This is a genomic window from Jiangella alba (genome assembly GCF_900106035.1).
Lineage (GTDB): Bacteria > Actinomycetota > Actinomycetes > Jiangellales > Jiangellaceae > Jiangella > Jiangella alba.
In genome coordinates, this window is sequence record NZ_FNUC01000004.1 from 988,930 (window position 1) to 1,012,991 (window position 24,062).

The window sequence follows — 24,062 nt, forward strand, 5'->3', positions numbered from 1 at the left end:
GGCCGGCGGGTACCACCGCACCGGAGGACGGCGCCCGTGATCGACGACTTCAGGCCGATGGAGCTGTGGGAGCCCGAGACCCGGCGCGACCCGCACGCTTTCTACGCCCGCGTGCGCGCCGCCGGCACGCCGATCCCGCAGTACGACCCGGCCGGCAACCGGTTCTGGATCGTCGCGCGGCACGCCGACGTGCTGGCCGGCTTGCAGCACCCGGACATCGGCCACGAGGTGCACCGGCACCAGGAGCCGGACCTGTCGCCGTCGCCGTACCCGCCCAGCGAGACCGAGCGGATCTCGTCCCGCCAGCTCATCGCCCTGGACCCGCCCGACCACACCCGGCTGCGGCGGCTGGTCAGCACCGCGTTCACCGCCCGCACGGTGGCCCGCCTGGAGGACTGGATCGCCGGCGTCGCGGCCGAGCTCGTCGCGCACGTGCGCACGCTGGGCCGGTTCGATGCCGTCACCGACCTCGCCGACCCGCTGCCCGTCAACGTCATCGCCCAGCTGGTCGGCGTGCCGGACGAGGACCGCGCCCGGTTCCGCGACTGGTCGGCGACCATCGTCTCCGGGTCCGACCACGACGGCTCGGCCACGCTGGCGTTCGCCGCGTACGTCGACGAGCTGGCCGCCCGGCGCCGGGCCGAGCCGCGCGACGACCTGATCTCGGCGCTCGTCGCACTGGAGGCCGAGGGCGACGCCCTGGACCGCGACGAGCTGGTCGCGATGGTGCAGCTGCTGCTGATCGCCGGCCAGGAGACCACGGTCGACGTCATCGCGAACGCGCTGCGACTGCTGCTCACGCATCCCGAACAGTGGGACGACCTGCGCGCCGACCCGGCGCTGGCGAGCGCCGTCGTCGAGGAGACGCTGCGCTTTCGCGGGCCGGTCGAGATCGTGCCGCCGCGGTTCACGTTCCGCGAGCTGGACCTCGCCGGCGGGACGCTCCCGGCGTTCGAGCGGGTCGGCCTGTCGCTGTGGGGCGCCAACCGCGACCCCGAGGTCTTCTCCCACCCCGACGTGTTCGACGTGCACCGCGCCGACGTGGCCGGGCACATCGCGTTCGGATACGGGAGCCACTTCTGCCTGGGCGCCTCGTTGGGCCGCCTGGAGGCCCGGCTCATGCTCGAGGCGGTCGCCCGCGAACTGCCGGGCCTGCGGCTGGCCGAGGGCGCCCCCGACGACGTCCGCCTGCACCACGGCGGCGTGTTGCCTCTCCAGGTCGGAGCGCCGGCCGGCTGACGCGCCGCTCTGGCGTGGGTGACACCCGCTTTGCAATGAGCACCGATACGCACCGGTGCGCATGGGTGCTCATTGCAAAGGGGCCGGGGTCACCACCCGTGACCAGAGTCAGCCGCAGGTCGCGGCCTGGTACCCGGCGCCGGCCCGCGAGGTCACCTCCTCACCGTCGACGGTGCCGGTGGCCTGGACGGTCACCTCGCCGGCTGCGAGCTCGGCCGCGCGCGTCGCGAACGACTGGTAGGCGGCGCGGCCGGGCGCGACGTCGTCGACCGTGCGGGTGCCGTAGGGCGTCTCGATCCGGACGTCGACCGGTGCGTCGTGGTCGTTGGTCACGCGCACCGAGACGAACGCGTTGCGGCCGATGCAGCGGGTCTCGGCCTCGACGGTGACCGGGACCTCCGGCGGCACGCCCGGATCGTCCGCGAACACCCGCCACTCCGTCGCCGCGACCGCGGAGAACGTCGTGCCGTTGCCGTTCGCGGCCAGCGTCGCGCGCAGCCGGTCGGTGGTGACCGGCGCGAACGTGACGGTGTTGAACGCCGTCGTGCTGGTGCCGTAGCCGGACGGGTCGGCGACGTCGGCCCAGGCGGCGCCGTCCCAGTACTGCAACACCCACGAGTCCGGCGCGGCCACGCCGTCGCCGGTGCCGGGCGGCTGGTCCCGCCAGAACTTGATCTCGGCGCCGGTGAGCCGGATCGGCCGCGACCAGGTGTACTGGATCCACTGGCTGGCCGGCCGGGTGCCCGACCACGTGCCCCAGATCTGCGCCTGGCTCGGGTTCGCCGGGTCGAGGCCGTCGTTGAGCGCGGTGACGGCGTTCCACCCGGCCGTGTACGACGCGGTCGCGCTGCCGAGCGGAGCGACGTTGCCGGTCAGCGGGCCGGAGATGTCCGCCGCGATGACCGCCGACTTCGCCGTCTCGACGTTGCCCGCGGCGTCGGTGGCCCGGAAGAACACCTGGTGCCGCTCGGCGTCCGGCGCCGCGACGGGGCCGGTGTAGGGCTGCCACGCCCCGCCCGCGCCGAGGGCGTACTCGATCCCGGCGACCCCGGACGTCGCGTCGGCCGCCGTGACCGTCGCCGTCCGGGCCGTCTCGTCGACGACCCCGGTGCTGACCGGCGCGGCGCGGTCGACGCGGACCGCGAGGCTCGCGTCGTCCGACGTGTTGCCGGCCCGGTCGGTGGCCCGCGCGACGACGGTGTGCTCGCCGTCGCCGGTGACCGTGACGTCGGTGTACCGCACGGGGCCCGCGGTCACGGGCGCGCCGTCGTCGACCACCGACTCGATGGTCACGCGGCCGCCGCGGTCGTCGGCGCCCTCGATCCGCACCCGCACGTCGGACCGGAACCACCCGGCACTGCCCGCGCTGCCGCTCGGCGTCAGCGTGACCACCGGCGGCGTCTCGTCGCCCGCGGTGTCGCCCGGGTCGATGACGGTGACCTCCGCCGTCACCCGTCCGCCGGCGTAGCCGAGCACCGAGCCCTCGACGGTGAACGTGCCGGGCGCGGCGACGTCGGCCGGTTCCAGCGCGTCCCAGAACGCCGGGATCCGCAGCGTCTCGCCGGACGACGGGAACGTCACCGGCACCGTGCCGGGCAGTTCGGTCTCGTCCACCTCGACCACCAGCGACGGCGGCGCGACGGACGCGGGCTGCTCGGCCAGCACCTTCCACTCCTCCACCGCGACGGCCGAGTACGTGCTGCCGTTGGTGGAGGCGTCGAACACCGCACGCACCTGCGTCGTCGTGACCGGGTCGAACGTGGTGTCCTGGAAGCCGTTCGTCGCGGTGCCGTAGCCGCTGGGGTTCGGCACGTCGCGCCAGGCGCCGTCCCAGTACTGGATCTTCCACGACGCGGGCGCCGCGACGCCGACACCGCTGCCCTGCGGCTGGTCGTTCCAGAACTCGATCTGCGAGCCGGCCAGCCGCATCGGCCGGTCCCACGTGTACTGGACCCACTGCTGCGGCGGGTTGTTGCCGGTCCAGGTGCCCCACATGTCCGGCGGCAGCGGGTTCGGCCGGACGATCTCGTCGTTGAGCGCCTTCACCCAGTACTGCGTCGGGACCGGCGTGTTCGACACCGTGACGGTCGCCTCCTGCGCCACGTTGGCCCGCGGCGTGACGTCCTCGACCTCGGGCGGCGTCGTCACGACCGGCTTGATCCGCGGCGGCGACTGGGTGTCGTCCCACTCGACGCGGTCGATCGCCACCGAGCGGCGGAAGTGGTTGCCGCCCACCGCGTCGGCCGTGTGGTAGGCCAGCCACCATTCGCCGTCGAACTCGACGATGCCGGGGTGGCTGGTGGTCGACGACACCGGCGGCAGGATGGTGCCGCGATACGTCCACGGCCCGGCCGGCGACGTGGCGGTGCCGTAGGCGATGCACGCGTGGTAGTTCGCCGGCGTGCAGGCCGACGTCGGTCCGGCGTTGTTGCCCGCGTAGGCCAGGTAGTAGGTGCCGCCCCGCTCGAAGATCCAGGCCGCCTCGAAGAAGCCGGTCAGCCCGGTGACGGTGCGGACCGAGCCGATCGGCGTCTTCATGTCCTGCGCCAGCTCCAGCATGCGCAGGTTGCCGAAGCTGCCCCAGTAGACGTAGACGCGCCCGTCGTCGACGAGGATGGTCGGGTCGATGTTGTGGATGGTGTTCGCGACCGGCACCCGCTGCGAGATGATCGGCGCGCCGACGTGGTCGGTCCACGGGCCCGTCGGGGTGTCCGACACCGCCACGCCGATGCCGAACTTGTCGCCGGCCGGGCTGGCCGCCTCGTTCACCGGGACGTACCAGTAGTAGCGGCCGTCGACGCCGCGCACGACCTGACCGGCGTAGGCGCGGCCGGGCGTCGCCCAGCTGAACACCTGCTCCGGGCGCATGAGCGACGGGTGGTGGGTCCACTCGCCCGCGTCGACGTCGGACGTCACGAACGCGCCCCACTCGTTCATGATGAAGTCGTTGCGGGTCGGGCCGGCCTCGTCGTGGCCGGTGTAGACGTAGAGCTGGTCGGCGCCGGTGTCGTTGCCCGGCGCCCCCGCCGGGACGACCAGCGGCGCGGGGTCGGCGGAGTAGTAGCTGCCGTCGCCGAGGATCGGGTTCTCGGTGTTCGTGAACGTGACGGGGTCCGCGGCGGCCGCCGGCGCCGCCGGGCCGAGCAGCCCGGCGGCGAGCGCGACGACGACGGCGAACGGCCCGCCGCGTCTGATCGTGGTCATGGGAGCCTCCTCTCTGGGGCTACGACCCGCAGGTGATGGCGGGGTAGTCGTCCACGAGCACGGACCTCCGCGAGCCGTCGGCGGTGGCGGCGGTGACCGTCACCTCGCCGGCCGGCAGGTCGGCCACCCGGGTGGCAAACATCTGGTACGCGGCGGCGCCCGGCTGGATGCCGTCCAGCGGCCGGTCGCCGTACGGTGTGGCCAGCGTGATGTCGAGCGGGACGGTGTCCTCGTTCGTCGCCCGCACGGCGATGAACGCCCGCCGCCCGAGGCAGCGCACCTCGGTCGTCACCGACACGTCCACCGGCGCGATGCCGTCGCCCACCGTCAGCGTGAGCGTCGTGGACGTGGTGCCCGCGTCGCTCACGTAGTCGGGCAGGATCAGGTCGCCCTCGATGACGTACACGCCGGGGGTTTCCACCACGGACTCGTCGAAGTCCCAGTCGACGCCGATCGCCTGGTTGTCGCGCGAGCCGTCGTTGTACGACACCTCGACACGGGCCGGCAGCACCGGCTGCTCACCCACGGCGACGGACTGCTCGAACTGCTGGGCGCCCTGGATCGAGATGCCGCCCGGCGAGTTCTCCGGCCGCACGTAGATGCGTGCCTCGGCGATCAGGCCGTACGTCGTGTTCGTGCCGTAGACGACGAACGGCTCGACGTTGGTCTCGTCGACCATGTCCGCCGTGATCGGCTGCCAGGTGAACGGCAGCGTGCCGCGCGGTCCGCTGGTGTACTCGACGTCCAGCTGAGCCGGCAGCTCCGGCACCTCGCCGACCACCGTGCGCATGATGACCGGGCTGGCCACCTGGCTGACGGTGTCGCCGTTGACCCGCCACCGCAGCACACCCGTCCCGGCGCCGCTGCCCTGCACGCCCGTGATGCGGATGCGCAGGTGGCTGGTGGTCACCGGCTCGAAGTCGAGGCGGTTGTACGCGTTGCGGGCGAGCGCCCCGGCGTACGTGGAGCCGGCGGTGAGCGTGACGGGCGTCCAGGTCTGGCCGTCCGCCGACTGCTCGACGACGTAGGTGTCGGCCCGCGGCATGCGGGTGCCGCCGTTGTCGTCGTACCAGTAGATGTCGGTCGAGCCGATCAGCACCGGCGAGTCCCAGGAGTACTGGATCCAGGCCGCGGTGGCCGGCGACGTGCCGTTGTTCGGCTGGCCCCACGAGCCCCAGCCGTTCCCGGCGCCGGGGTTGGAGCTGGCCGGCGTGGTCGCCTCGTTGACCCGCAGCGGGTTCTCCCACGGCGCGCTGCCGCTGGTGGTGATGCCGGCCAGCGCGCCGAACTCGGCCGACGACGCCTTCTCCGTCAGCTCCACCTCGACGTCGCGCTGCGTCGTCAGCTCGCCGTCCGACGCCGTCAGCCGGAACACGTAGGCCCCCGCGACGGTGCCGGTGACCTGCGTGGTCAGCGCGTTCGGCGCGGCGAAGATGACGCCCGCGCCGTCGGGCGTGGACACCGCCGACCAGCCGTAGGTCAGCTCGCCGGTGTCCGGGATGCCGTCGTCGATGACGGTGCCGGCCAGCGTCGTCGACAGGTTGCCGTCGCGCGACCGGTCGACGTTCACCGTCACGGCCGGCGGGTCGTTGACGACGTCGGGCACCTCGCGCCCGGAGTCGAAGACCTGGATCTCCGAGATCGCGGTGGAGAACGACGGCGTGTTGGTGAACGCCACCCGCACCCGGTCGGTCGTGACGGCGTCGAACAGCGCCTCGTTGAACTTGGCGCCGGGGATCTTCGGCGACTTGAACGTGCCGGGCAGGGCGACCCAGCCGCCGGAGCCGTCCGGCACCTGGATCGTGTACCGCTGCGGCTCGCGGTAGCCGCCGGTCTGGCGGTCGCTGACGAACCACACCTTGACGTTGTCGAAGCGCACCGGCCCCCCGAGGTCCAGCTCGACGTAGCCGCCGGGCTCGGTGGTGCCGTGGTTGCCCCAGTACGGCTCGTTGACGGTGGCGCCGTCGGTCACGGCGGCCAGCGACACCGGTCGCTCGGTGGTGCTGATCGCGCCCGGCGTGTAGTTCATCGAGCCGGTGCTCCAGCCGGGCGTGTGGAACTGCCGCCACGGCGTCGGGCGGACGCCCTGCTGCGTGAACGACGACGACAGCTCGGCGCCGGCGGCCAGGTTCGGCGCGTCCTCGCCGAGGTCGATGCCGGCGGTGCGCAGGTACGACGCGACCCGCTCGTCGTCGATCGCGGTGCCGACGGCCGACGGCAGCGCGCTGCCGGCGGCGGCGACGACGCTGACGTTCAGGCCCTCGTCGGCCTCGACGACCTCGTTGGTGTTCGGGTCGTAGACGAACCGGCCGAGCGCGTCGGCGGTGACCTTCTTCTCCCCGTCGACGAACAGGCTGTACCCCGCGCCCAGGCCGTACTCGGAGCCGTCGGCGTCCCAGACGATCGTGACGTCCTTGCCGTGATAGCGCAGGTTGTTCACCATGAAGTGGTCGTAACCGAGGTCGACCGGCCACAGCTCGATCACGTCGTCGGAGCGCGGCTGGATGCCGCCCATGTCCTCGACGTAGATGTAGTTCATGTTGCCGAGCATCACGTGGTTCGGGTTGTTGCGGTTGTAGGTGCGCGTCGCCGGGTTCCAGTTCGAGTAGTACTCGGCCTGGTTGGCCACCCGCACGTCACCGCCGGGGTAGATGCTCCACGCCATCCAGTCCAGCAGCCGCGCGGCGTACTCCGGTGTGACGTACTTCTGCTCCGGGTCGTAGTGCCGCAGCGCCGACCGGACCGCCCGGTACTGCACGGTGAAGTTGATGTTGGAGAAGTTGTTCGAGCCGCCGATCCCGAACTTCGACCGGTCGAACTGGTTGGCCGTGTAGAACGGGAAGATCGGGAAGTTGTCGCCGTAGCGCAGGAACCGGAAGCCGTCGACGTAGTCCTCGTAGTCCTCGAACGGGATGAGGTTCTGCGCGTACACGTCGTAGAGGTTCGACTCCTTCGCCGGGATGAGGTCCCGCTCGGCCTCGGTCAGCGGGTTCTGGCTGCCGCCCGAGCGGGCGCCGTGCGAGGTGCCGGCGAGGAACATCCGCATCTCCTCGCTCCACAGCCGGCCGAGGATCGACGCGCGGATCCGGTCGGCCTCCGCGCCCATCTCCGTCACCTTCGCCTGATCGGCGCCGGCCTGCTCGTACAGCTGCCGGGCCGCGTCGAACGCGCCCCACACGTACGCCGACTCCGGCCGCTCGATGGTGCGTGCGCCCGGTGCGCCGGCGTTCGTCCTGGGGTAGCCGAAGCTGATCGCGTCGGCGTCGTTGCCCGGCATGAAGTTGGTGTCGTAGGCGATCAGCCCGTCGTCGTTGCCGTCGTAGTGCTCCAGCTGGCCGACGCCGTCGCCCTCGAAGTAGCGGGCGAACCGCTCCGCCACCGCCGCGCCGCCGCCGTGGACGTTGTACGCCTCCAGGCCCGCGGTGCCGAGGTACTGCGAATAGTGGTTGTTCCAGCTGGTGTGGCCGGGGCTGTCGAGGAACGCCGACGAGCCGGACAGCTCGCCGATGTTCATGATCTGCCCGTAGGCGAGGTACGGGTTGCGGATCCACTTGGTGTCCTGCAGGTGCATCGGCTGGGTCAGCGCGACGGCGTTCTGGTAGAGATTCACCCCCTCGATCGTGGTCGGGTACTGGTAGACGTAGCCCGGCTCGTTCGCGTCGAGGCTGTTGTAGCGCTCGCCCCACCAGCGGTAGACGATCGCCTTCTCGACCGCCGCGTTCGGCACGTCGATGTACGGGATGTCGGCCGCCCAGCGCCGGTTGAACTCGGTGATCGCCGTGCGGGTGGCGTCGGACGGCGCCAGCCCGGCGTACTCGTGGAAGCTGTCCGCCGCGTTCGGCATGCCTGCGGAGTAGAGCACCCCGACGACGGACAGGTCGACGGACCCGCCCGCGGGCACGGTGATCTCGCGGTCGAGGGTGGTGCCGTTTCGCGTGAAACCAGCGGCCTTGAGGCCCACCGTCACCCGCGACCACGGGGTGTCGATGAGGCCGTTGTTGGCGCCGCTGGTGAGCGTCCGGGTGCCGGCCAGCTCGTCCGCCGCGTCCGTCGAGGTGGTCGCGAGCGGTGCGGTGGCGCGGACGGTGAACGTGACGGCCTCGGCGCCCGGGTTGCGGAACGTGAGCGCGGTGACCGCGACGTTGTCGTAGGTGATGGCCTTGGTCTGCTCGGCCACCACGCCGGTCGTGCCGACGGTGTACCGGCCGCTCGCGTGGCTGGGCGCGTTGAACCGCTCGGCGCCCACCTCGGCCACGGTCTGGCCGGGCACGGTGACGGTGTAGAAGTTGCCCAGGTTGTTCGGGCCGCCGGCGTACGCGCTGCCGGCGAAGCCCATGACGCCGAAGTTGCTGCCGCCGCGCAGGTACAGCGTGCGGCCCCGGGTCTGCAGGACGTTGTTGCCGCTGGTCCCGCGGACGCCGAGGATGCGGTCGAGGTAGTAGTCGGTGCCGCCGGCGGCGAGGTCCTTCTCGAAGATCGACTGGTGCATGTTCCCGGCGGTGTACGGCACGCCCGGCTCGAGCGCGGCCTCCACCTCGTCGGCGTTGACGAACGTGGGGTCGCCGATGTCCATCGTGTCGGTCAGGCCGTCGGTGTAGAGGCCGACGTCGCTCTCGTTGCCCGGCAGTACGTGCGTGTCCGCGTACGCGGCGCCGGGTAACAGCACCAGGCTGCCGCAGGCCAACGCGCCGCTGGTCGCGGTCGCGAGGGCTCGTCTGAAGGTTCGTCCCGACATCACCATGTCCTCTCCATCGGGGATCTGGGTGGATCTGGGTTCTGAGCACGAGCGGCGGCGGCACCCTCGGCCCGGGCCCGGTCGAGCAGCCGCCGCAGCCGGTCTCGTCGCCGTCGCAGCAGCCGCCGCACGACCAGCACGAGGAGCACGAGCACGAGCAGGAACAGCAGTTGTGCCAGCGGCAGCGCCCACGCGGTCGCCGTCAGCGTCACCGCCGCCGGGGTCGCGACCGCAGCGCCGTCGCGCAGCCGCGGCTCGACGGTCAGCTCGGTCGTCACGCGCCCGGCCGGCCAGACGTCCGGCACCCGGACCGACCGCTCGACGCGGCCGCCGGGCAGCAGCTCGCTCGGCTCGCCGCCGGCCACGCCGGCGGCGCTCGCCGCGGCCGTGAGGCCGACGGTGCCGGTGTTGACCGCCTCGTAGTGCACGACGAGGTCGCCGGGCGCGAACGGGTTCCACGACGGCTCGTACGAGACGCCGGTGACGTGCGCGTCCAGCCCGGCCACCGCCTCGCCCGCCACGGTGAGGTTCACCCGCACGCCGACCCGGCTCTCGACCGCCACTTCGGACCCGGCGGAGCGGATCGACGCCGCGATGCCGGCCGGGTGGTCGCCCGGCTCGGCGGTCTCCGGCACGGTGATCTCCACCGGCACGACGACCGTCTCGCCGGCCCCGACCACGGCCTGCTCCGGCACGCCGAGCCACGCGCCGCCGTCGACGGGAGGCGTGCCCGACGGCAGCATGTCGAAGCTGCCGCGCTCGGTCAGGTAGCCGTCGTTCGCACTGATCGAGAACGTCACGGGCGCCGCCGAGTGGTTGGTCACCGCGACGTGCTCGACGGACTCTTGGCCCGGTTCGAGCACGACGTCGATGACCCGGCGCCCGTCCGGGCCGGACGCGTCCGCCGGCGTCACCGACCACGTGATCGGCGCGTCGGCGGGCGTGCTCGCGGCGATCGCCACGAGCACCGCACCGAGGAGGCCGATCATGCGATCACTGGTCGAACAGCGACAGGGTCAGCACCGAGTGGTACTCGCCCGGCTCGACGTCCACCGGGGTGCGCAGCGCCAGCTCGGCGGTGACGTCCCAGCTGCCGGTCTCGTCCTCGGCGCTGAACGTCGAGACCAGCAGTTCCTGCCCGACGAGGCCGACGGCGGGCGCGCCGCTGCCGTCCGGGATGACGCTGGAGACCGGCTCGCCCTCGGCGACGTTGCCGGTCGGCGACGGCGTCAGCAGCTCCGGCCGCCAGCCGAGGTGGTCGGCGCCGATGGTGTGCTCGCCGCCGGTGAAGTCGCCGGCCTGGCCGACGACCGCCCAGAACGCGCCGTCCGGGATCTCGTCCGGGGTCCGTGTGTCGCTCACCGTCACGGTCGGGAGGGTGCCGGTGAACTGGCGGGCGTCCTCGTCCGAGCCGTCCTCCGCCAGGACGACGCCGTCGTTCGGCGCGACCGTGAGGGTGAGCTGGCCGGGCGGCGTCAGGTCGTCGATGACGACCGACAGGTCGACGCCCTCCTCCTCATCGGCCACGGCGGCCGTCGCCGACCCGGCGAGGCCCAGCGCGACCAGGCCGAGCGCGGCCAGGACCAGGGCGGGTCTCCCGGGCCGGGGTCTGACGTGTCGTGTGCTCATGTCGAACCTCTCCGTCGTTGGAGCGTTGTTAGCGTTAACACCTCCGCCGTGCGGAGGCACGGGCCGGGCACCTCACGAGGTCACCCGGGGACGGTCGAGCCGCGGATCACCACACGGGTGTCCAACGCCTCGACCCCGGACCGCGGCTCGCCGTCGATGGCGGCGAACAGACGCTGCGCCGCCACCCGTCCGAGCCGTTCGAAGTTCATGTCGACGCTGGTCAGATCGGGGCGTGCGCCACTGGTGAAGATCTCCCAGTTGTCGAAGCCCATGACCGCGACGTCGTCGGGCACGACCCGGCCGTGCTCCCGCAGCGCGTCCATGACGCCGCGGGCCACCTGGTCGCTGCCGCAGAGGATGGCGTCGAGCTCGGGATGCTGGCCGAGCAGCATGGACGCCGCGGCGCGGCCCCAGCTCTCCGTCCAGGACCCGAACCGGACCTCGCCGACGAGCTCGAGGCCGTGACCGTCGAGTGCGGCGAGCACACCCGCGGCGCGTTCCTGCGAGGCGCCGTAGGTGGGATCGCCGGTGATGTGGGCGATGCGGGTGCGCCCGGTCGAGACGAGGTGGTCGACCGCGCTGCGGCCGGCGCCGACGTTGTCGACCACGATGGACAGGTCGTCGGGGTCCTCCGACGGTGCGTAGGCGTAGACGACCGGGACCGGCAGCTCGCGGCCCAGCGACTGCCGCGGGTCGGTGCGGCTGCCGACCACGATGAGGCCGTCGACCCGGCGGCTGAGCAGCGCCTGGACGTGGTGCTTCTCGCGGATGGCGTCGCCGCGGGCGTCGCAGAGGAAGACCGCGACGCTGTCGGCGCCGAACGCGTCCTCGGCGCCCATGAGGATCGGGATGGAGAACCGGCCTTCGAGGTCGTTCGTGAGCAGTCCCACCGTACCGGTGCGGTCGGCCAGCAGGCTGCGGGCCAGCTCGTTCGGCGAGAACGAGAGCTGTTCGGCCGCCTCGACGACGCGCGCGCGGGTCTCGGCGCGCACCTGCTTGCGGCCGTTGAGCGCCTTGGACGCGGTGGCGACCGACACCCCGGCCAGGCGGGCGACGTCGTTGAGCGTCACCTTGCGCGAGGCAGGCGACGGCACGGCGTTGTTCATGCGGTGGACTGTACCCGAGGGCCCCGAAAACGGATAGACCGGTTTTCGTGGACGCCGTCGACCCATGTGGACGCCTGGAGAATTACCACGCCGTAGAGGGTTGACGCCGCCCAACCGACCTCCTACCGTCGCAGAAAACCTTTTCGGCTACTTTCGTTCTCCGGGGAGACGGCGATGCGACGTAGTACCAGGACACGGGCGACGACGGCCGTGACCGCTGCTGTGCTGGCGCTCGTGATGAGCGCCTGCGGCGGTGGTGACGACGACACCGACACCGCGGACAGCGGCGGCGACTCCTCGCCGGAATCGCTGGCCGACGGGGTCGACGACGGCAGCACCATCACGATGTGGACCAGGGCGGCCACCGAGGCGCAGTCCCAGCGCCTGGTCGACGCCTACAACGCCGGCCACGAGAACCAGGTCGAGCTGACCGTCATCCCGACCGACGACTACCTGCCGCGGGTCGGCACGGCGGCCGGCGCGGGCGAACTGCCCGACGTGCTCAGCCTCGACGTCGTGTTCGTGCCGCAGTTCACCACCGCCGGCGCGTACCTCGACATCACCGACCGCATCGACGCGCTGCCGTTCGCCGACGACCTCGCGCAGTCGCACATCGACGTCGGCACGCTCGACGGCGCGAAGTACGTCGTGCCGCACACCATGGACCTGTCGGTGCTCTTCTACAACAAGAACCTCTACGAGCAGGCCGGCCTCGACCCCGAGGCGCCGCCCACCACCATGCAGGAGTTCGCCGAGCACGCCCGCGCCATCGACGCCCTCGGCGGCGACGTCAGCGGCACGTTCTTCGGCGGCAACTGCGGCGGCTGCTACGTGTTCACGTGGTGGCCGAGCATCTGGGCGTCCGGCGCCGACGTGATGAACGAGGACGGCACTGAGTCGTTCCTGGCCGAGCCCGAGGCGCAGGCCGTCTACGACGTGTGGAAGGGCCTGGTCGACGACGACATCGTCGCGGCCGGCACCCAGGACGAGGCCGGCCCGACGTGGACCGGCGTCTTCCCCGAGGGCAACATCGGCGTGATGCCGATGCCGTCCACCACGCTCGGCCTCATGCCCGACACCTTCGAGACCGGCGTCGCGCCCATCCCGGGCGTCGACGGCGGCGAGTCGACGTTCGTCGGCGGCGACGCCGTGGGCATCTCCAGCAACAGCGAGGTCCCGGACGCGGCCTGGAACTTCATCGCGTGGACGCTCGGCGACGAGGCGCAGGTCGAGGTGCTGGCGCAGAACCGCGACGTCGTCGCCCGGACCGACCTCGCGTCGAACGAGTACTCCGACCAGGACCCGCGGCTCGTGACCATCAACGAGGTCGCCGGCGTCGGCCGCACGCCGTACTCCATGCGCTTCGGCGAGACGTTCAACGACCCGCAGGGCCCGTGGCTGCCGCTCGTGCGCAACTACGTGTTCGGCGACGGCTCGACGCTGGAGCAGGACAACGAGGCGGTCGACGCGTCGCTGCAGAGCTGACCGCCCGCCCCGTCACAGGAAGGACCCGACGCTTGGCCAGCCCAGTCCTGCGCGAGCCCGCGGCTCCGCCGGCGCACCAGACCCCCAGCTCCCGGGCCTGGTGGCGCACCCGGACGTTCCAAGGAGCGATGTACGCCGCGCCCGCCGCGATCTTCGTACTGCTGCTGTTCGTGCTCCCGCTGCTGCTGGTGGGCCGGATGTCGGCCAGCGAATGGCCGCTGCTCAAGGGCGGCCAGGGCCTGAACCTGCCGGACAACTACACCGGCATCGCCGACGACCGGCTGTTCTGGCCGGCGGTCGGGTTCACGCTGAAGTACACCGTCATCGTCGTGGTGGTGCTGCTGGTCCTCTCGATGGGGATGGCGCTGCTGGTGCAGGAGCGCCGCCGCGGCGTCGGGCTGCTGCGCACCGCGTACTTCCTGCCCGTCTCGCTCGGCCTGGCGTCGGCGTCGCTGCTGTTCTGGGGGTTCTACAGCCCGCAGATCGGGCCGATCGACCCGATCCTGCAGTGGCTGGGCATCACCGACGAGCCGATCCGCTGGATCGGGACGCCGAACATGGCGCTGTTCTCGTCGATCATCCTCGTGGTCTGGAAGTTCGCCGGGTTCTTCATGCTGATCCTCATGGTCGGGCTGCAGTCGATCCCGACCGAGGTGTACGAGGCGGCCCGCGTCGACGGCGCCGGCACGGTGCAGTCGTTCTTCCGCATCACGCTGCCGCTGCTGCGCCCGTCGATCGCGCTGTGCCTGATCATCTCCGTCACCGGGTCGCTGCTGGCGTTCGACCAGTTCTTCATCCTGACCAACGGCGGTCCGGACAACTCCACCACCACCGTGGTGATGATGATCTACCGGGAGGCGTTCCGCCGGTTCGACCTCGGCTCGGCGGCCGCGCTGTCCGTCGTCGTGCTGCTGGTGCTCCTGGTCATCAACATCGCCCAGTTCCGCTACCTGCGCCGTGGCGCGGACGGCTGAGGGGCGAGCGATGAGACTGCAGCAGGCCATCGGCCGCACGTCGTTCTGGGTGTTCGGCGGCGGGCTGGCGATCATGTTCCTCGTCCCGCTGATCTGGACGACCGTCGCGTCGGTGTCGCCGCACGGCGCGACGGCCCAGCAGGACGGCTACGGCTTCAACAACTACCGGACGCTGACGGAGTACGACGCCGGGCTGCCGACGTACCTGTGGAACAGCGCGTACGTCTCGATCCTCACGGTCGTGTTCACGCTGGGGCTGTCGCTGCTGGGCGGCTATGCGTTCGCCCGGTTCCGCTTCCCCGGCCGCGACGCGTTGTTCCTGCTGATCATCGCGATCCTCATGGTTCCCTACGCGACGCTGCTGGTGCCGCTGTGGGTGCTGATGGGCGAGATCGGGCTGCGGAACTCGCTGACCGGCCTGGCGCTGGTGCTGACGCTGTACCAGCTGCCGTTCTCGATGTTCATGATGCGCATCTCGTTCGAGGCGGTGCCCCGCGAGATCGAGGAGTCCGCGCTGGTCGACGGCTGCGGCACGTTCGGTGTGCTGCGCCGGGTGCTGGTGTTCGCGGTCTGGCCCGGGATGATCACCGTGGGACTGTTCGCGTTCCTGCACGCCTGGAACGACTTCATCGCGCCGCTGTTCATGATCAACGACAGTTCGCGCTACCCGTTGTCGCTGGCCATCGCCACGCTGCGGCAGCAGACCATGGGCGCCGTCGACTTCGGCGCCACCCAGGCCGGCGTCGTGATCATGGCGCTGCCCTGCCTCCTCCTGTTCGTGCTCCTGCAACGGCATTACGTGCGCGGCTTCATGTCCGGAGCGCTGAAGGGATGACCATCGTGCCCGACGATCTGACCGGCCGGCCCGTGGTGCCGAGCACCGGGCGGCTGCGCCCGCTCGGCCTGCGCGAGGTGCGCATCACCGGGGGCTTCTGGGGGCAGCGGCAGTCCGTGAACGCCGCGGCCACACTCGAGCACAACCTGAGCTGGGAGCGGCGGGTCGGCTGGATCGACAACTTCGCCGCCGTCGTCGAGGGCCGGGTGGGCCGGGACCGCCGCGGCCGCGAGTTCTCCGACTCCGACGTGTACAAGCTGATCGAGGGCATGGCCTGGGAGGTCGCCCGCACCGGCGACGAGTTCGCCGCGGCGTCCATCGAGGAACTGGCGAAGGTGATCGAGCGGGCGCAGGAGCCCGACGGCTACCTCAACACCGCGTTCGGCCATGCCGGCCAGGGCGAGCGGTACTCCGACCTCGAGTGGGGCCACGAGCTGTACTGCTACGGGCACCTCATCCAGGCCGGCGTCGCCCTGCTGCGCACCGGCGTGGACGGCCCGCTGGCCGACGTCGCCGTGCGGGCCGCCGACCACGTCTGCCGGACCTTCGGGCCGGACGGCAACCAGGGCGTCTGCGGGCACCCGGTGGTCGAGATGGCGCTGGTCGAGCTGTACCGGGTGACCGGCGAGCGGCGCTACCTCGACCAGGCGGCCCTGTTCGTCTCGCGCCGCGGGCACGGGGTGCTGGCCGACGTGGAGTTCGGCCGCGGCTACTTCCAGGACGACGTGCCGGTGCGCGACGCAGACGCGTTCCACGGGCACGCCGTCCGGGCGCTCTACCTCGCCTCCGGCGCCGTCGACGTCGCGGTCGAGACCGGCGACGACGAACTGCTGGCCGCCATCGAGCGGCAGTGGGCGGCGACGGTCGCCCGGCGGACGTACCTCACCGGCGGCATGGGTGCACGGCACATGGACGAGGCGTTCGGCGACGACTTCGTGCTGCCGCCGGACCGCGCGTACTCCGAGACCTGCGCCGCGGTGGCGTCGGTGCAGCTGGCGTGGCGGCTGCTGCTCGCGACCGGTGACGCGCGCTACGCCGACCTCGCCGAGCGGACGCTGTACAACGTCATCGCCACCTCGCCGGCCGACGACGGCCGTTCCTTCTTCTACGTCAACACGCTGCACCGGCGCCGGATCGGCGGGCTGCCGGCGGTGGATCGTCAGCACCCGCGCGCGGAGTCCGGCGTCCGGGCCCCGTGGTTCGACGTGTCGTGCTGCCCGAACAACCTCGCCCGCACGTTCGCCAGCCTCGCCGCCTACCTCGTCACCGCCGACGACGACGGCCTGCAGGTGCACCAGTACGCCGACGCCTCGGTGTCGACGCGGCTGGCCGGCGGTCGGCCCGCGGGGATCGAGGTGCGCACCGGCTACCCGTCCGACGGCGCCGTCGTGCTGCGCGTGACGGAGACGTCGCCGGCGCCGTGGACGCTGTCGGTGCGGGTGCCCGCGTGGGCCGCGGACGGTGCGGAGCTGGTCGCGCCGGACGGCACCCGGCAGCCGGTCGGGCCCGGGTTCGCGTCGGTGACCGCGCCGTTCGCCGTCGGCGACGAGCTGCGGCTGGAGCTGCCGATGCGGCCGCGCTGGGTCCGGGCCGACCCGCGGATCGACGCGCTGCGCGGCACCGTCGCCGTCGAACGCGGCCCGCTCGTCCTGTGCGCGGAGTCCACCGACCTCCCCGCCGGCCGCGACGTCGACGCCGTCCAGGTGGACGTCGACGCACCCCTGACCACCGACGACGACGGCGCGGTGCTCGCGTCCGGCGCGCTCACCGCCCCCGGTGACCACGACTGGCCGTACGCCGCCGACGCCGGCGCCGATGCCGCCGCGACGCCGGCCCGGATCAGGCTGGTGCCCTACCACTCCTGGGCCTCCCGCGGCCCGTCCACCATGCGGGTCTGGCTGCCCACCCTGGAGTGACCCCTAGAGTCAGGGCATGTTCGAGAACCTCACCACCGCGCACCTCGCCGACGCGTGCCTGCGGGCGGGCGTGCCGGTGCGGTGCGCGTCGCTGCCGCCGGTCGTCGCCGGGTGGAGGGCGGCCGGGCGCGCGCTGCCGTGCGTGCACGTCGGCAGCGTCGACGTGTTCCTGGAGGCGTACGAGTCGGCCGGGCCGGGCGACGTGCTGGTGGTCGACAACGGCGGGCGGCGCGACGAAGCGTGCGTCGGGGACCTCGCGGTGCTCGAGGCGCGCGCGGCCGGGCTGTCCGGCGTCGTCATCTGGGGGCTGCACCGCGACACCGCCGACGTCCGGGCCATCGGGCTGCCGGTGTTCAGCCTCGGCGCGCTGCCCACCGGGCCGCAGCGACTCGACCCGCGCCCGCCCGACGGCGGACTGGTGCGCGCCACCGTCGGCGACTTCGCGCTCACCCGCGACGACGCCGTGCTCGCCGACGACGACGGCGTGGTCGTGGTGCCCGCGGACCGTGCGGACGAGCTGACCACGCTGGCCGCCGCGATCCGCGACACCGAACGGCAGCAGGCCGACCTCGTCCGGTCCGGCACGACGCTGCGCGACCAGCTCCGCTTCACCGACTACCTCGCCCGCCGCCGCGCCGAGCCGGACCTCACCTTCCGGGCCCACCTGCGCGCCATCGGCGGCGCCATCGAGGAGTGAGCTGCCCGCGCCCTTTGCAATGAGCACCCATACGCACCACCCGGGTGGGCGCGGAGGTGGTGCGTATGGGTGCTCATTGCAAGGGGAGCTGACGGCGCTCAGGGCGCGCACCGCGGCGTCGACGCGGACGTGGTGCGTATCGGTGCTCATTGCAAAGGCGAACCGACCGCACTCAACGTCCGCACCGCGGCCTCGACACGGACCCGGTGCGCATCGGTGCTCATTGCAAAGGCGAACCGACCGCACTCAACATGCGCACCGCGGCCTCGCGATCCGGCGCCTGACGCAGCTGGTCGGCGAGACCGTCGAGCAGGTGCTCGGCGAGATTCTGCAGCAGCGCCAGGTGCGCGGCGTCGTCCGGGGAGCCGAAGGCCAGCACGACGTCGACGGGGTCGTTCTCGTCGTGGCCGAACTCCACCGGCGTCGCCAGGACGGCCACCGACAGACACAGCGCCAGCGCGCCGTCCTCGGGCCGGGCGTGCGCCAGCGCGATGCCCGGCGCCAGCACCATGTACGGCCCGTGCTCCTCGGCGATCGCGATGCATCGCTCCGGATAGCGCGGCTCCAGCGCGCCGTCGCTGACCAGCGGCGCGCAGGCCGCGTGCACCGCGCCGCGCCAGTCGGCGGCGCGCACGTCGACGACGGCGCCGATGACGGGGGTGGTCACGGCAGCCAGCCCTGCTCGCGCAGCGCCTCCTCCAGCTGCCGCCGCAAGCCGTCGACGTCCATGAAGTTGCTGATCGGCAGCACCACCGGCGCGACCGAGCCGAGGTCGTCGGTGTGCAGGCCCTGCGCGATGGCGACGTCGGCCCGCATGCCGCGCGCCGACGACACGTCGGTGTGCTCGACCTTCGCCTCGACGCCGAGCGACTTCAGCGCCTTCTCGGCGTTCATCTTGAGGATCAGGCTGCTGCCCATGCCGACGCCGCAGACGGTCAGGACGCTCAGCGGGCGGTTCGGTGCTGGGGACATCGGGAATTCACCGTTCTCTCGACACTTCGGATCGTTCATCATTCGACGCTGCCAGGCGCGCGTCGTCGCGGCGTTGCAGACGCTTGAGGAACCACGTCCACACCCCGAAGACGGCGACGACGACCAGGCCGGCCAGCAGCACGCCGTTGTCGCCGAACCCGGAGAACAGCTCGCCCAGCCCGAGCAGCAGCAGGATCATCAGGTACCAGTCCGGGTCGGCCAGCGTGGCCAGCTCCGGCGCTGTGTCGGACAGCAGGTTCCAGCCGAGCCACTGGCCGAACGCCAGCGACACCCCGGCGACGACGCCGGCCAGCACGGCGCCGCGCCAGCCGCCGAACGCGTTGCCGAACACCGCCGCGCCCGCGCCGACGAAGAACAACATGATCATCGGCGGCACCAGGACGAACCAGCCGGCCGCCGCGAACACCCCCATCAGCACGAGGAACGTCACCGTCGTCGACAGGAAGCCGACCATGACCGCCGTCGGCGCCACCGGGAAGATCGTCGGCGCGTCCAGGGCGGGACGCGAGCCGGGGATCGCCTTCTCGCTGATGCCGGTGAACGCCGGCACGATCTCGGCCAGGAACATCCGCACGCCGTAGAGCAGGATCGCGATGCCCGCCGCGAACCGCAGCGCCGCGATGATGCCCCACACCCACGGGTTGATCTCCGGGTCGTACGCCGCGGCCTGCGCGTCGACCACGCCGCCGTCGGCGAACGCCAGCCCGGCCAGCATGATCACCCCGATGACCACCGCCGTCGACACCGTGACGTCCTTGAAGAAGGACAGCCGCTTCGGCACCTTCACCTGCTCGACGTCGTCGCGCTCGGGGTTGCCGACGAGCGGCGCCAGCTTCCCGCTCAGCCACGCCACCGACGAGCTGGTGTGCCCGTAGCCCCAGTCGTCGGAGCCGATGACGCGGCGCATCATCGGCGCGATGAACAGCGGCTGGACGGTCCAGTAGCAGCCGGCCACGACCGAGCCGACCAGCACCAGCTGCCAGCGGTCCAGCTCGCCGAACACCTGCACCAGCGACGCCGTGATGACGACGGCCATCCAGAACAGCAGGTGCCCGGTGAGGTACACGTAGCGGGTCCGCAGCACCCGGACCAGCACCAGGTGCACCACGAAGCCGAGCGTGATGACCAGCGCGATGTCGCTGCCGTGGGTGCCCAGGAACTCGTCCAGCGTGTTGCTCGACGACGGCGGGTCCAGGCCGACCGCGCTGGAGACGATCGCCTGGAACGACGCCAGCCCGCCGACGAACACGTCGATGCCGATGAACAGGATGATGATGCCGATCGTCGCCCTGATCGCGCCGCCGACGACGTCCTCGACCGGCTTGCGCTGCAACAGCAGGCCGATGGCCGTGATCAGGCCGATGAGGACCGATACCTCGTTGAACAGGTTGGTCGCGATGAACTCGAGAACGTCCACGGGTGGGGTCTCCAGGATCTCGGCGCTCGGACGCCCCCCGTGTCGTTGCGCGCGACCCTACCGTCAATCGCCCGTGGCGAGGTACAGCAACGCCTTGCCGTACGCCTCCTCGGCCCGTTCGTCGTCGACCTCGACCCGCCGCCCGCCGACGTCGAGCGTCAGCCGGTAGCCGTCGTCGGCGCGGCGCAGCCCGGTGAACGCGCCGCCCAGCAGCTCGCGCAGCCGTTCCTCGCTCGGCAGCCAGAGCGCCGCCTCCTGCTCGACGCTGTCCAGCGCCCACTCGACCGTGCCGTTGAAGCCCAGCACCCGGCCGCCGCTGGGGAACTCGTGCACGTCGACGACCATGTGGGAGACCACGAACACCTCGTCGTCCATGCCGCGGTCGGCGATGACGAATCGGTCGCCCGGACGGGGCTCCCAGCGCAGCCCCGCCTCGCGCAGCTTCCGAGCCAGCTCGACGGAGATCATGCCCCCATTGTGACCCCGTTCAGCGGCGGCGGCCGAGGAGGCCGAGCAGCTTGGTCTGGTCGTCGGCGTCGTCGGGCACGGGGACCTCGGGGCCGCAGACGCCGGGGCGGCGCAGGTTGTCGCCCAGTTTCTCGACCATCGGCAGCAGGTCGGCGACGTCGTCGGGCGGGATGGTGTCGTCGAGGCCGGCGCCGCGGGCGATGTCCCAGCCGTGCACGACGAGGTCGAAGCCGAGGAACTGGTCGGCCGTGGCGGCCACCGTGGTCGGGCCGAACATACCCTCGTACGGGGTGTTCGCGCGCTCCGGATCGTCGAGGAGGTCCTGCATGGCGTCGCGGGTGTGCGTCCAGGCGGCGACGGGGTCGGCGGCGGCGGGTGGGCCGTCGGGCAGCGTGAGGCCGCCGAGCTTCGCGACGTCGCGGTGCCAGTCGACGAGGTGGGCGACGACGTCGCGGGTGGTCCAGCCCTCGCACGGCGACGGCGACTCCCAGCGATCGGCCGGGACGGACTCGATGCGGCTGGTGAGCGTGGCGGCCAGCCGGCGGTAGCGGTCAGCGATGTCGGTCATACGTCCACTGTGCCGCGACGGCGGGACCGGCGCTTGTACGGATCGGACATCGGGTGCGCCGCCGCTCAGGCCGCCTGTCCGGCCGGCACCGGCGCGTCGTCGACCACCGAGCCGGGGCCGTGCCAGTCGGGGACCTGGCTCTGCAGCAGCTCGCTGGGCGTGCTGGACGCGATGCGGCGGCAGTCGTGCGAGAGGTGCGCTTGGTCGCTGTAGCCGGCGAGGTGGGCCAGTTCGGCGAGGCCGAGGTGCGCGTTGCCGGGCGCGCGGGCCAGCGCCATGAACCGCTGCAACCGCAGGATGACCCGCAGCATGGACGGCGGGTAGCCGAACGCGGCCCGGCTGCGGCGCTGCAACTGGCGGTCGGTGAGCCCGGCGCCGTCGGCGAGCTCGGCGACGCTGCTGGAGCGCCGGCTCAGCACCCGCACCGTCCACAACGCCAGGGGGTCGGGGCCGTCGTTGTCGTAGAGCCAGCCCTGCGCCGCCGTGGTCAGGAGGCCGAGCCGGGCGTCGGCCGACCCGGCGTCGGTGACCTCGCGGGCCAGCGCCCGCGCACCGCGGCCGAGGACGTCGTCGAGCCCGACCCGGGTGTCGAGCAGCAGGTGCGCCGGCGTGCCGAGCAGCCCGGGCGCGACACCCGGCCGGAACCGCACGCCGACCGCTTCCGTGCCCTTCGGCAGCACGACCGGCCAGGCCGACGTCTCGGGACCGCACACGACCACCCGCCCGTCGGCCAGCCACATGACGTCGACGCAGCCGTCGGGCACCAGCAACTCGACGCCGTCGACCTCGGCCGTCCACCCGCACACCAGCGCGTCGCGCAGCTCGGGCGCGACGGCAACGGGGCGGTACCAGGCCATATCGCCAGCCTAGGCCGGAGCACTGACAGACCCGAGCGGCGTCCGGTAGGTTCCATGATCATGGTGACGCGACGATTGCGCCGTCTGTCCGTTCCCCTCCTCGTGGCCGCGACCACGGCCGGCGCACTCGCCGGTGTCGCCCGGGCCGAACCCGCCCCGGCGTTCGTGCTGGAGGACGGCGTCACGCAGCCGGTGTACTCGTACGCCGACGCCATCCGCGAGTCGGTGTGGGTCAACCTCGGAACCGACCTCGACGCCGACGGCGAGGCGGACCGCGTGGCGGTCGACATCGTCCGGCCGGCCGAGCCCGCCGCGGCCGGCCAGCGGGTCCCCGTCATCATGGACACCAGCCCGTACTACCTGTGCTGCGGCCGCGGCAACGAGGCGCAGCGCAAGACGTACGACGAGAACGGCGAGCCGGTCGGGTTCCCGCTCTACTACGACAACTACTTCGTGCCCCGCGGGTACGCCGTCGCGCTGGTCGACGACCTGGGGACGAACCGGTCGACGAGCTGTCCGGACGGCGGTGGCCCGGCCATGACCGGTGCCAGCGCCGCCGTCATCGACTGGCTGAACGGCCGCGCCACCGCGTACACGTCGGCCACCGGCGACGACACCGCCGACGCGGGGTGGTCGACTGGCGCGGTCGGCATGATCGGCAAGTCCGCCGACGGCACCGTCGCCAACGGCGTGGCCACCCTGGGGGTCGAGGGGCTGCGCACCATCGTGCCCATCGGCGCCGTCAGCTCGTACTACCACCAGCACAACGCGAACGGCGCCTGGGGCGGCTACGCGCCGCTGCGCAGCGGCCCGCCGAACCTGCTGACGCCGCGGGCCTACGAGCTGTGCGAACCGTTCTTCCAGGACCTCGAGACCCGATTCGACGACGACGGCAACTGGACGCGGTACTGGGCCGAGCGCGACTACACCCGCCGCGCCGACGACGTCGAGGCGAGCGTCTTCCTGGTGCACGGGTTCACCGACCAGGCGGTGCCGTCGGACCACCTCGCCCGCTGGTGGGACGCGCTGTCCGAGGCCGACGTGCCGCGCAAGCTGTGGCTGACCCAGGCCGGCCACGTCGACCCGTTCGACTTCGACCGCGAACGCTGGGTCCAGACGCTGCACCGCTGGTTCGACCGCTGGCTGCTCGACATCGACAACGGCATCGACGACGAGCCGATGGTGTCGGTCGAACACGCCCCCGGCTCGTGGACCGACGAGGCCGGCTGGCCGGCCGCGGGCGCCCGCGACGTCGCGCTGCACCCGTCGTCACCGGGCCTCCTGTCGACCGCGACGGCGCCGGCCGGCGACACCGCCGCCTACACCGACGACCCCGAGCAGGACCGCTGGGTGTGGGCCGCCGACCCGGACCAGCCGTCGCCGGCCCGCGTCCTCTTCCGGACCGAGCCGCTGGAGTCGGAGCTGCGGCTGTCCGGCTCCGCGTCGGTGACGGTGCGCGCGTCGTCGACGACGTCCGAGGCGGTGGTATCGGCGGCGCTGGTCGACTACGGGCCGGCGACCGTCCACGACTACCTCAACCCGGGCTGGGGCATCGAGAACCTCGAGACCCGGTCCTGCTGGGGCGAGAGCACGCCGTCCGACAGCGCCTGCTACCTCGACACCGCCCTCTCCCTCCAGGACGTCGACCACCACGTGCTCGCCAGCGGCACCGGCGACCTCGGCCACTGGGCGACGCTGTGGCGGCAGCTGCCGCTGCGGCCCGGTCGGGCGCAGACCATCACGTTCGACCTCACCGCCATGGACCACGTCGTGCCGGCCGGCCACCGCATCGGGCTGATCCTCGCCGGCACCGACGCCTGGCGGTCCGGGGCGCCCAGCCAGCTGCCCACCGTCACCGTCGACCTCGCCCGGACGTCCGTCGAGCTGCCGGTGGTGGGACGTACTCTCGACGAGTGAGGCTGAGCCCGACGGAGGACGC

Annotated in this window: 18 protein-coding genes; 7 read left to right on the forward strand and 11 right to left on the reverse strand. The window is 72.3% G+C overall.

Annotation, left to right across the window (positions count from 1 at the left end; all coding sequences use genetic code 11):
- The first annotated feature begins 36 nt into the window (after nucleotides 1–36).
- The gene (locus BLV02_RS22435; protein WP_083288265.1) at nucleotides 37–1,239 is read left to right on the forward strand and encodes a cytochrome P450; all 1,203 of its coding nucleotides are present in this window, start codon (nucleotides 37–39) and stop codon (nucleotides 1,237–1,239) included.
- 108 nt (nucleotides 1,240–1,347) lie between these two features.
- Here BLV02_RS22435 and BLV02_RS22440 read toward each other — a convergent pair whose 3' ends face one another.
- From BLV02_RS22440 to BLV02_RS22460, 5 genes are all read right to left on the reverse strand, one after another.
- Nucleotides 1,348–4,443 carry a family 43 glycosylhydrolase gene (locus BLV02_RS22440; RefSeq protein WP_069109524.1) on the reverse strand — a complete coding sequence of 1,032 codons (3,096 nt, stop codon included), beginning with the start codon at nucleotides 4,441–4,443 and terminating at the stop codon, nucleotides 1,348–1,350.
- Nucleotides 4,444–4,462: 19 nt separating this feature from the next.
- Entirely contained in the window at nucleotides 4,463–9,178 is a 4,716-nt protein-coding gene (locus tag BLV02_RS22445) for a discoidin domain-containing protein (RefSeq protein WP_216094001.1), read from the reverse strand.
- Nucleotides 9,178–10,167 (reverse strand): hypothetical protein, encoded by a 990-nt coding sequence (locus BLV02_RS35830; RefSeq protein ID WP_069109523.1) that lies wholly within the window; start codon nucleotides 10,165–10,167, stop codon nucleotides 9,178–9,180. Before BLV02_RS35830 ends, BLV02_RS22445 begins: the two co-directional genes overlap by 1 nt.
- Before the next feature lie 4 nt (nucleotides 10,168–10,171).
- Nucleotides 10,172–10,807 carry a hypothetical protein gene (locus BLV02_RS22455; RefSeq protein ID WP_069109522.1) on the reverse strand — a complete coding sequence of 212 codons (636 nt, stop codon included), beginning with the start codon at nucleotides 10,805–10,807 and terminating at the stop codon, nucleotides 10,172–10,174.
- 80 nt (nucleotides 10,808–10,887) lie between these two features.
- Nucleotides 10,888–11,913 carry a LacI family DNA-binding transcriptional regulator gene (locus BLV02_RS22460; protein WP_069109521.1) on the reverse strand — a complete coding sequence of 342 codons (1,026 nt, stop codon included), beginning with the start codon at nucleotides 11,911–11,913 and terminating at the stop codon, nucleotides 10,888–10,890.
- Between the two features lie 174 nt (nucleotides 11,914–12,087).
- Between BLV02_RS22460 and BLV02_RS22465 the strand changes: the two genes are divergently transcribed.
- The 5 genes from BLV02_RS22465 to BLV02_RS22485 are packed head-to-tail and all read left to right on the forward strand — an operon-like array spanning nucleotide 12,088 to nucleotide 17,820.
- Nucleotides 12,088–13,398 (forward strand): ABC transporter substrate-binding protein, encoded by a 1,311-nt coding sequence (locus BLV02_RS22465; RefSeq protein ID WP_069109520.1) that lies wholly within the window; start codon nucleotides 12,088–12,090, stop codon nucleotides 13,396–13,398.
- A 32-nt stretch (nucleotides 13,399–13,430) separates the two neighbouring features.
- Complete coding sequence (locus tag BLV02_RS22470) at nucleotides 13,431–14,372, forward strand: carbohydrate ABC transporter permease (protein ID WP_069109519.1); 942 nt, start codon at nucleotides 13,431–13,433, stop codon at nucleotides 14,370–14,372.
- A 10-nt stretch (nucleotides 14,373–14,382) separates the two neighbouring features.
- The gene (locus tag BLV02_RS22475) at nucleotides 14,383–15,207 is read left to right on the forward strand and encodes a carbohydrate ABC transporter permease (RefSeq protein ID WP_069109518.1); all 825 of its coding nucleotides are present in this window, start codon (nucleotides 14,383–14,385) and stop codon (nucleotides 15,205–15,207) included.
- A complete protein-coding gene (locus BLV02_RS22480) occupies nucleotides 15,204–17,123 on the forward strand; it encodes a glycoside hydrolase family 127 protein (RefSeq protein ID WP_069109517.1) in 1,920 nt (639 codons plus the stop codon). The genes BLV02_RS22475 and BLV02_RS22480 overlap by 4 nt, the downstream gene beginning before the upstream one ends.
- Before the next feature lie 16 nt (nucleotides 17,124–17,139).
- Nucleotides 17,140–17,820, forward strand: a complete 681-nt coding sequence (locus BLV02_RS22485; protein ID WP_069109516.1) for an RraA family protein — start codon at nucleotides 17,140–17,142, stop codon at nucleotides 17,818–17,820.
- A 220-nt stretch (nucleotides 17,821–18,040) separates the two neighbouring features.
- On the opposite strand, the gene BLV02_RS22490 is transcribed toward BLV02_RS22485, so the two are convergent.
- The 6 genes from BLV02_RS22490 to BLV02_RS22515 all read right to left on the reverse strand — a co-directional run bounded on the left by BLV02_RS22490 (nucleotide 18,041) and on the right by BLV02_RS22515 (nucleotide 22,123).
- Entirely contained in the window at nucleotides 18,041–18,487 is a 447-nt protein-coding gene (locus BLV02_RS22490; protein ID WP_171906649.1) for a PTS sugar transporter subunit IIA, read from the reverse strand.
- Entirely contained in the window at nucleotides 18,484–18,792 is a 309-nt protein-coding gene (locus tag BLV02_RS22495) for a PTS sugar transporter subunit IIB (protein WP_083288263.1), read from the reverse strand. Before BLV02_RS22495 ends, BLV02_RS22490 begins: the two co-directional genes overlap by 4 nt.
- Nucleotides 18,793–18,799: 7 nt before the next feature.
- Complete coding sequence (locus BLV02_RS22500; protein WP_083288262.1) at nucleotides 18,800–20,230, reverse strand: PTS ascorbate transporter subunit IIC; 1,431 nt, start codon at nucleotides 20,228–20,230, stop codon at nucleotides 18,800–18,802.
- Nucleotides 20,231–20,293: 63 nt separating this feature from the next.
- Nucleotides 20,294–20,698, reverse strand: a complete 405-nt coding sequence (locus BLV02_RS22505) for a pilus assembly protein CpaE (RefSeq protein ID WP_069109513.1) — start codon at nucleotides 20,696–20,698, stop codon at nucleotides 20,294–20,296.
- Between the two features lie 19 nt (nucleotides 20,699–20,717).
- The gene (locus BLV02_RS22510; protein ID WP_069109512.1) at nucleotides 20,718–21,266 is read right to left on the reverse strand and encodes a TIGR03086 family metal-binding protein; all 549 of its coding nucleotides are present in this window, start codon (nucleotides 21,264–21,266) and stop codon (nucleotides 20,718–20,720) included.
- Nucleotides 21,267–21,331: 65 nt separating this feature from the next.
- Complete coding sequence (locus BLV02_RS22515) at nucleotides 21,332–22,123, reverse strand: helix-turn-helix domain-containing protein (RefSeq protein WP_069109511.1); 792 nt, start codon at nucleotides 22,121–22,123, stop codon at nucleotides 21,332–21,334.
- A gap of 60 nt (nucleotides 22,124–22,183) precedes the next feature.
- Between BLV02_RS22515 and BLV02_RS22520 the strand changes: the two genes are divergently transcribed.
- On the forward strand, nucleotides 22,184–24,040 hold the full coding sequence (locus tag BLV02_RS22520; protein WP_171906648.1) for a CocE/NonD family hydrolase: 1,857 nt from the start codon (nucleotides 22,184–22,186) through the stop codon (nucleotides 24,038–24,040).
- The last annotated feature ends 22 nt before the right edge of the window (nucleotides 24,041–24,062 follow it).

Coding starts and splice junctions, on each gene's coding strand:
- BLV02_RS22440 (WP_069109524.1), bottom strand. CDS start 4,443: ATGACCACGATCAGACGCGGCGGGCCGTTCGCCGTCGTCGTCGCGCTC.
- BLV02_RS22445 (WP_216094001.1), bottom strand. CDS start 9,178: ATGTCGGGACGAACCTTCAGACGAGCCCTCGCGACCGCGACCAGCGGC.
- BLV02_RS35830 (WP_069109523.1), bottom strand. CDS start 10,167: ATGATCGGCCTCCTCGGTGCGGTGCTCGTGGCGATCGCCGCGAGCACG.
- BLV02_RS22455 (WP_069109522.1), bottom strand. CDS start 10,807: ATGAGCACACGACACGTCAGACCCCGGCCCGGGAGACCCGCCCTGGTC.
- BLV02_RS22460 (WP_069109521.1), bottom strand. CDS start 11,913: ATGAACAACGCCGTGCCGTCGCCTGCCTCGCGCAAGGTGACGCTCAAC.
- BLV02_RS22465 (WP_069109520.1), top strand. CDS start 12,088: ATGCGACGTAGTACCAGGACACGGGCGACGACGGCCGTGACCGCTGCT.
- BLV02_RS22475 (WP_069109518.1), top strand. CDS start 14,383: ATGAGACTGCAGCAGGCCATCGGCCGCACGTCGTTCTGGGTGTTCGGC.
- BLV02_RS22480 (WP_069109517.1), top strand. CDS start 15,204: ATGACCATCGTGCCCGACGATCTGACCGGCCGGCCCGTGGTGCCGAGC.
- BLV02_RS22485 (WP_069109516.1), top strand. CDS start 17,140: ATGTTCGAGAACCTCACCACCGCGCACCTCGCCGACGCGTGCCTGCGG.
- BLV02_RS22495 (WP_083288263.1), bottom strand. CDS start 18,792: ATGTCCCCAGCACCGAACCGCCCGCTGAGCGTCCTGACCGTCTGCGGC.
- BLV02_RS22505 (WP_069109513.1), bottom strand. CDS start 20,698: ATGATCTCCGTCGAGCTGGCTCGGAAGCTGCGCGAGGCGGGGCTGCGC.
- BLV02_RS22510 (WP_069109512.1), bottom strand. CDS start 21,266: ATGACCGACATCGCTGACCGCTACCGCCGGCTGGCCGCCACGCTCACC.
- BLV02_RS22515 (WP_069109511.1), bottom strand. CDS start 22,123: ATGGCCTGGTACCGCCCCGTTGCCGTCGCGCCCGAGCTGCGCGACGCG.
- BLV02_RS22520 (WP_171906648.1), top strand. CDS start 22,184: ATGGTGACGCGACGATTGCGCCGTCTGTCCGTTCCCCTCCTCGTGGCC.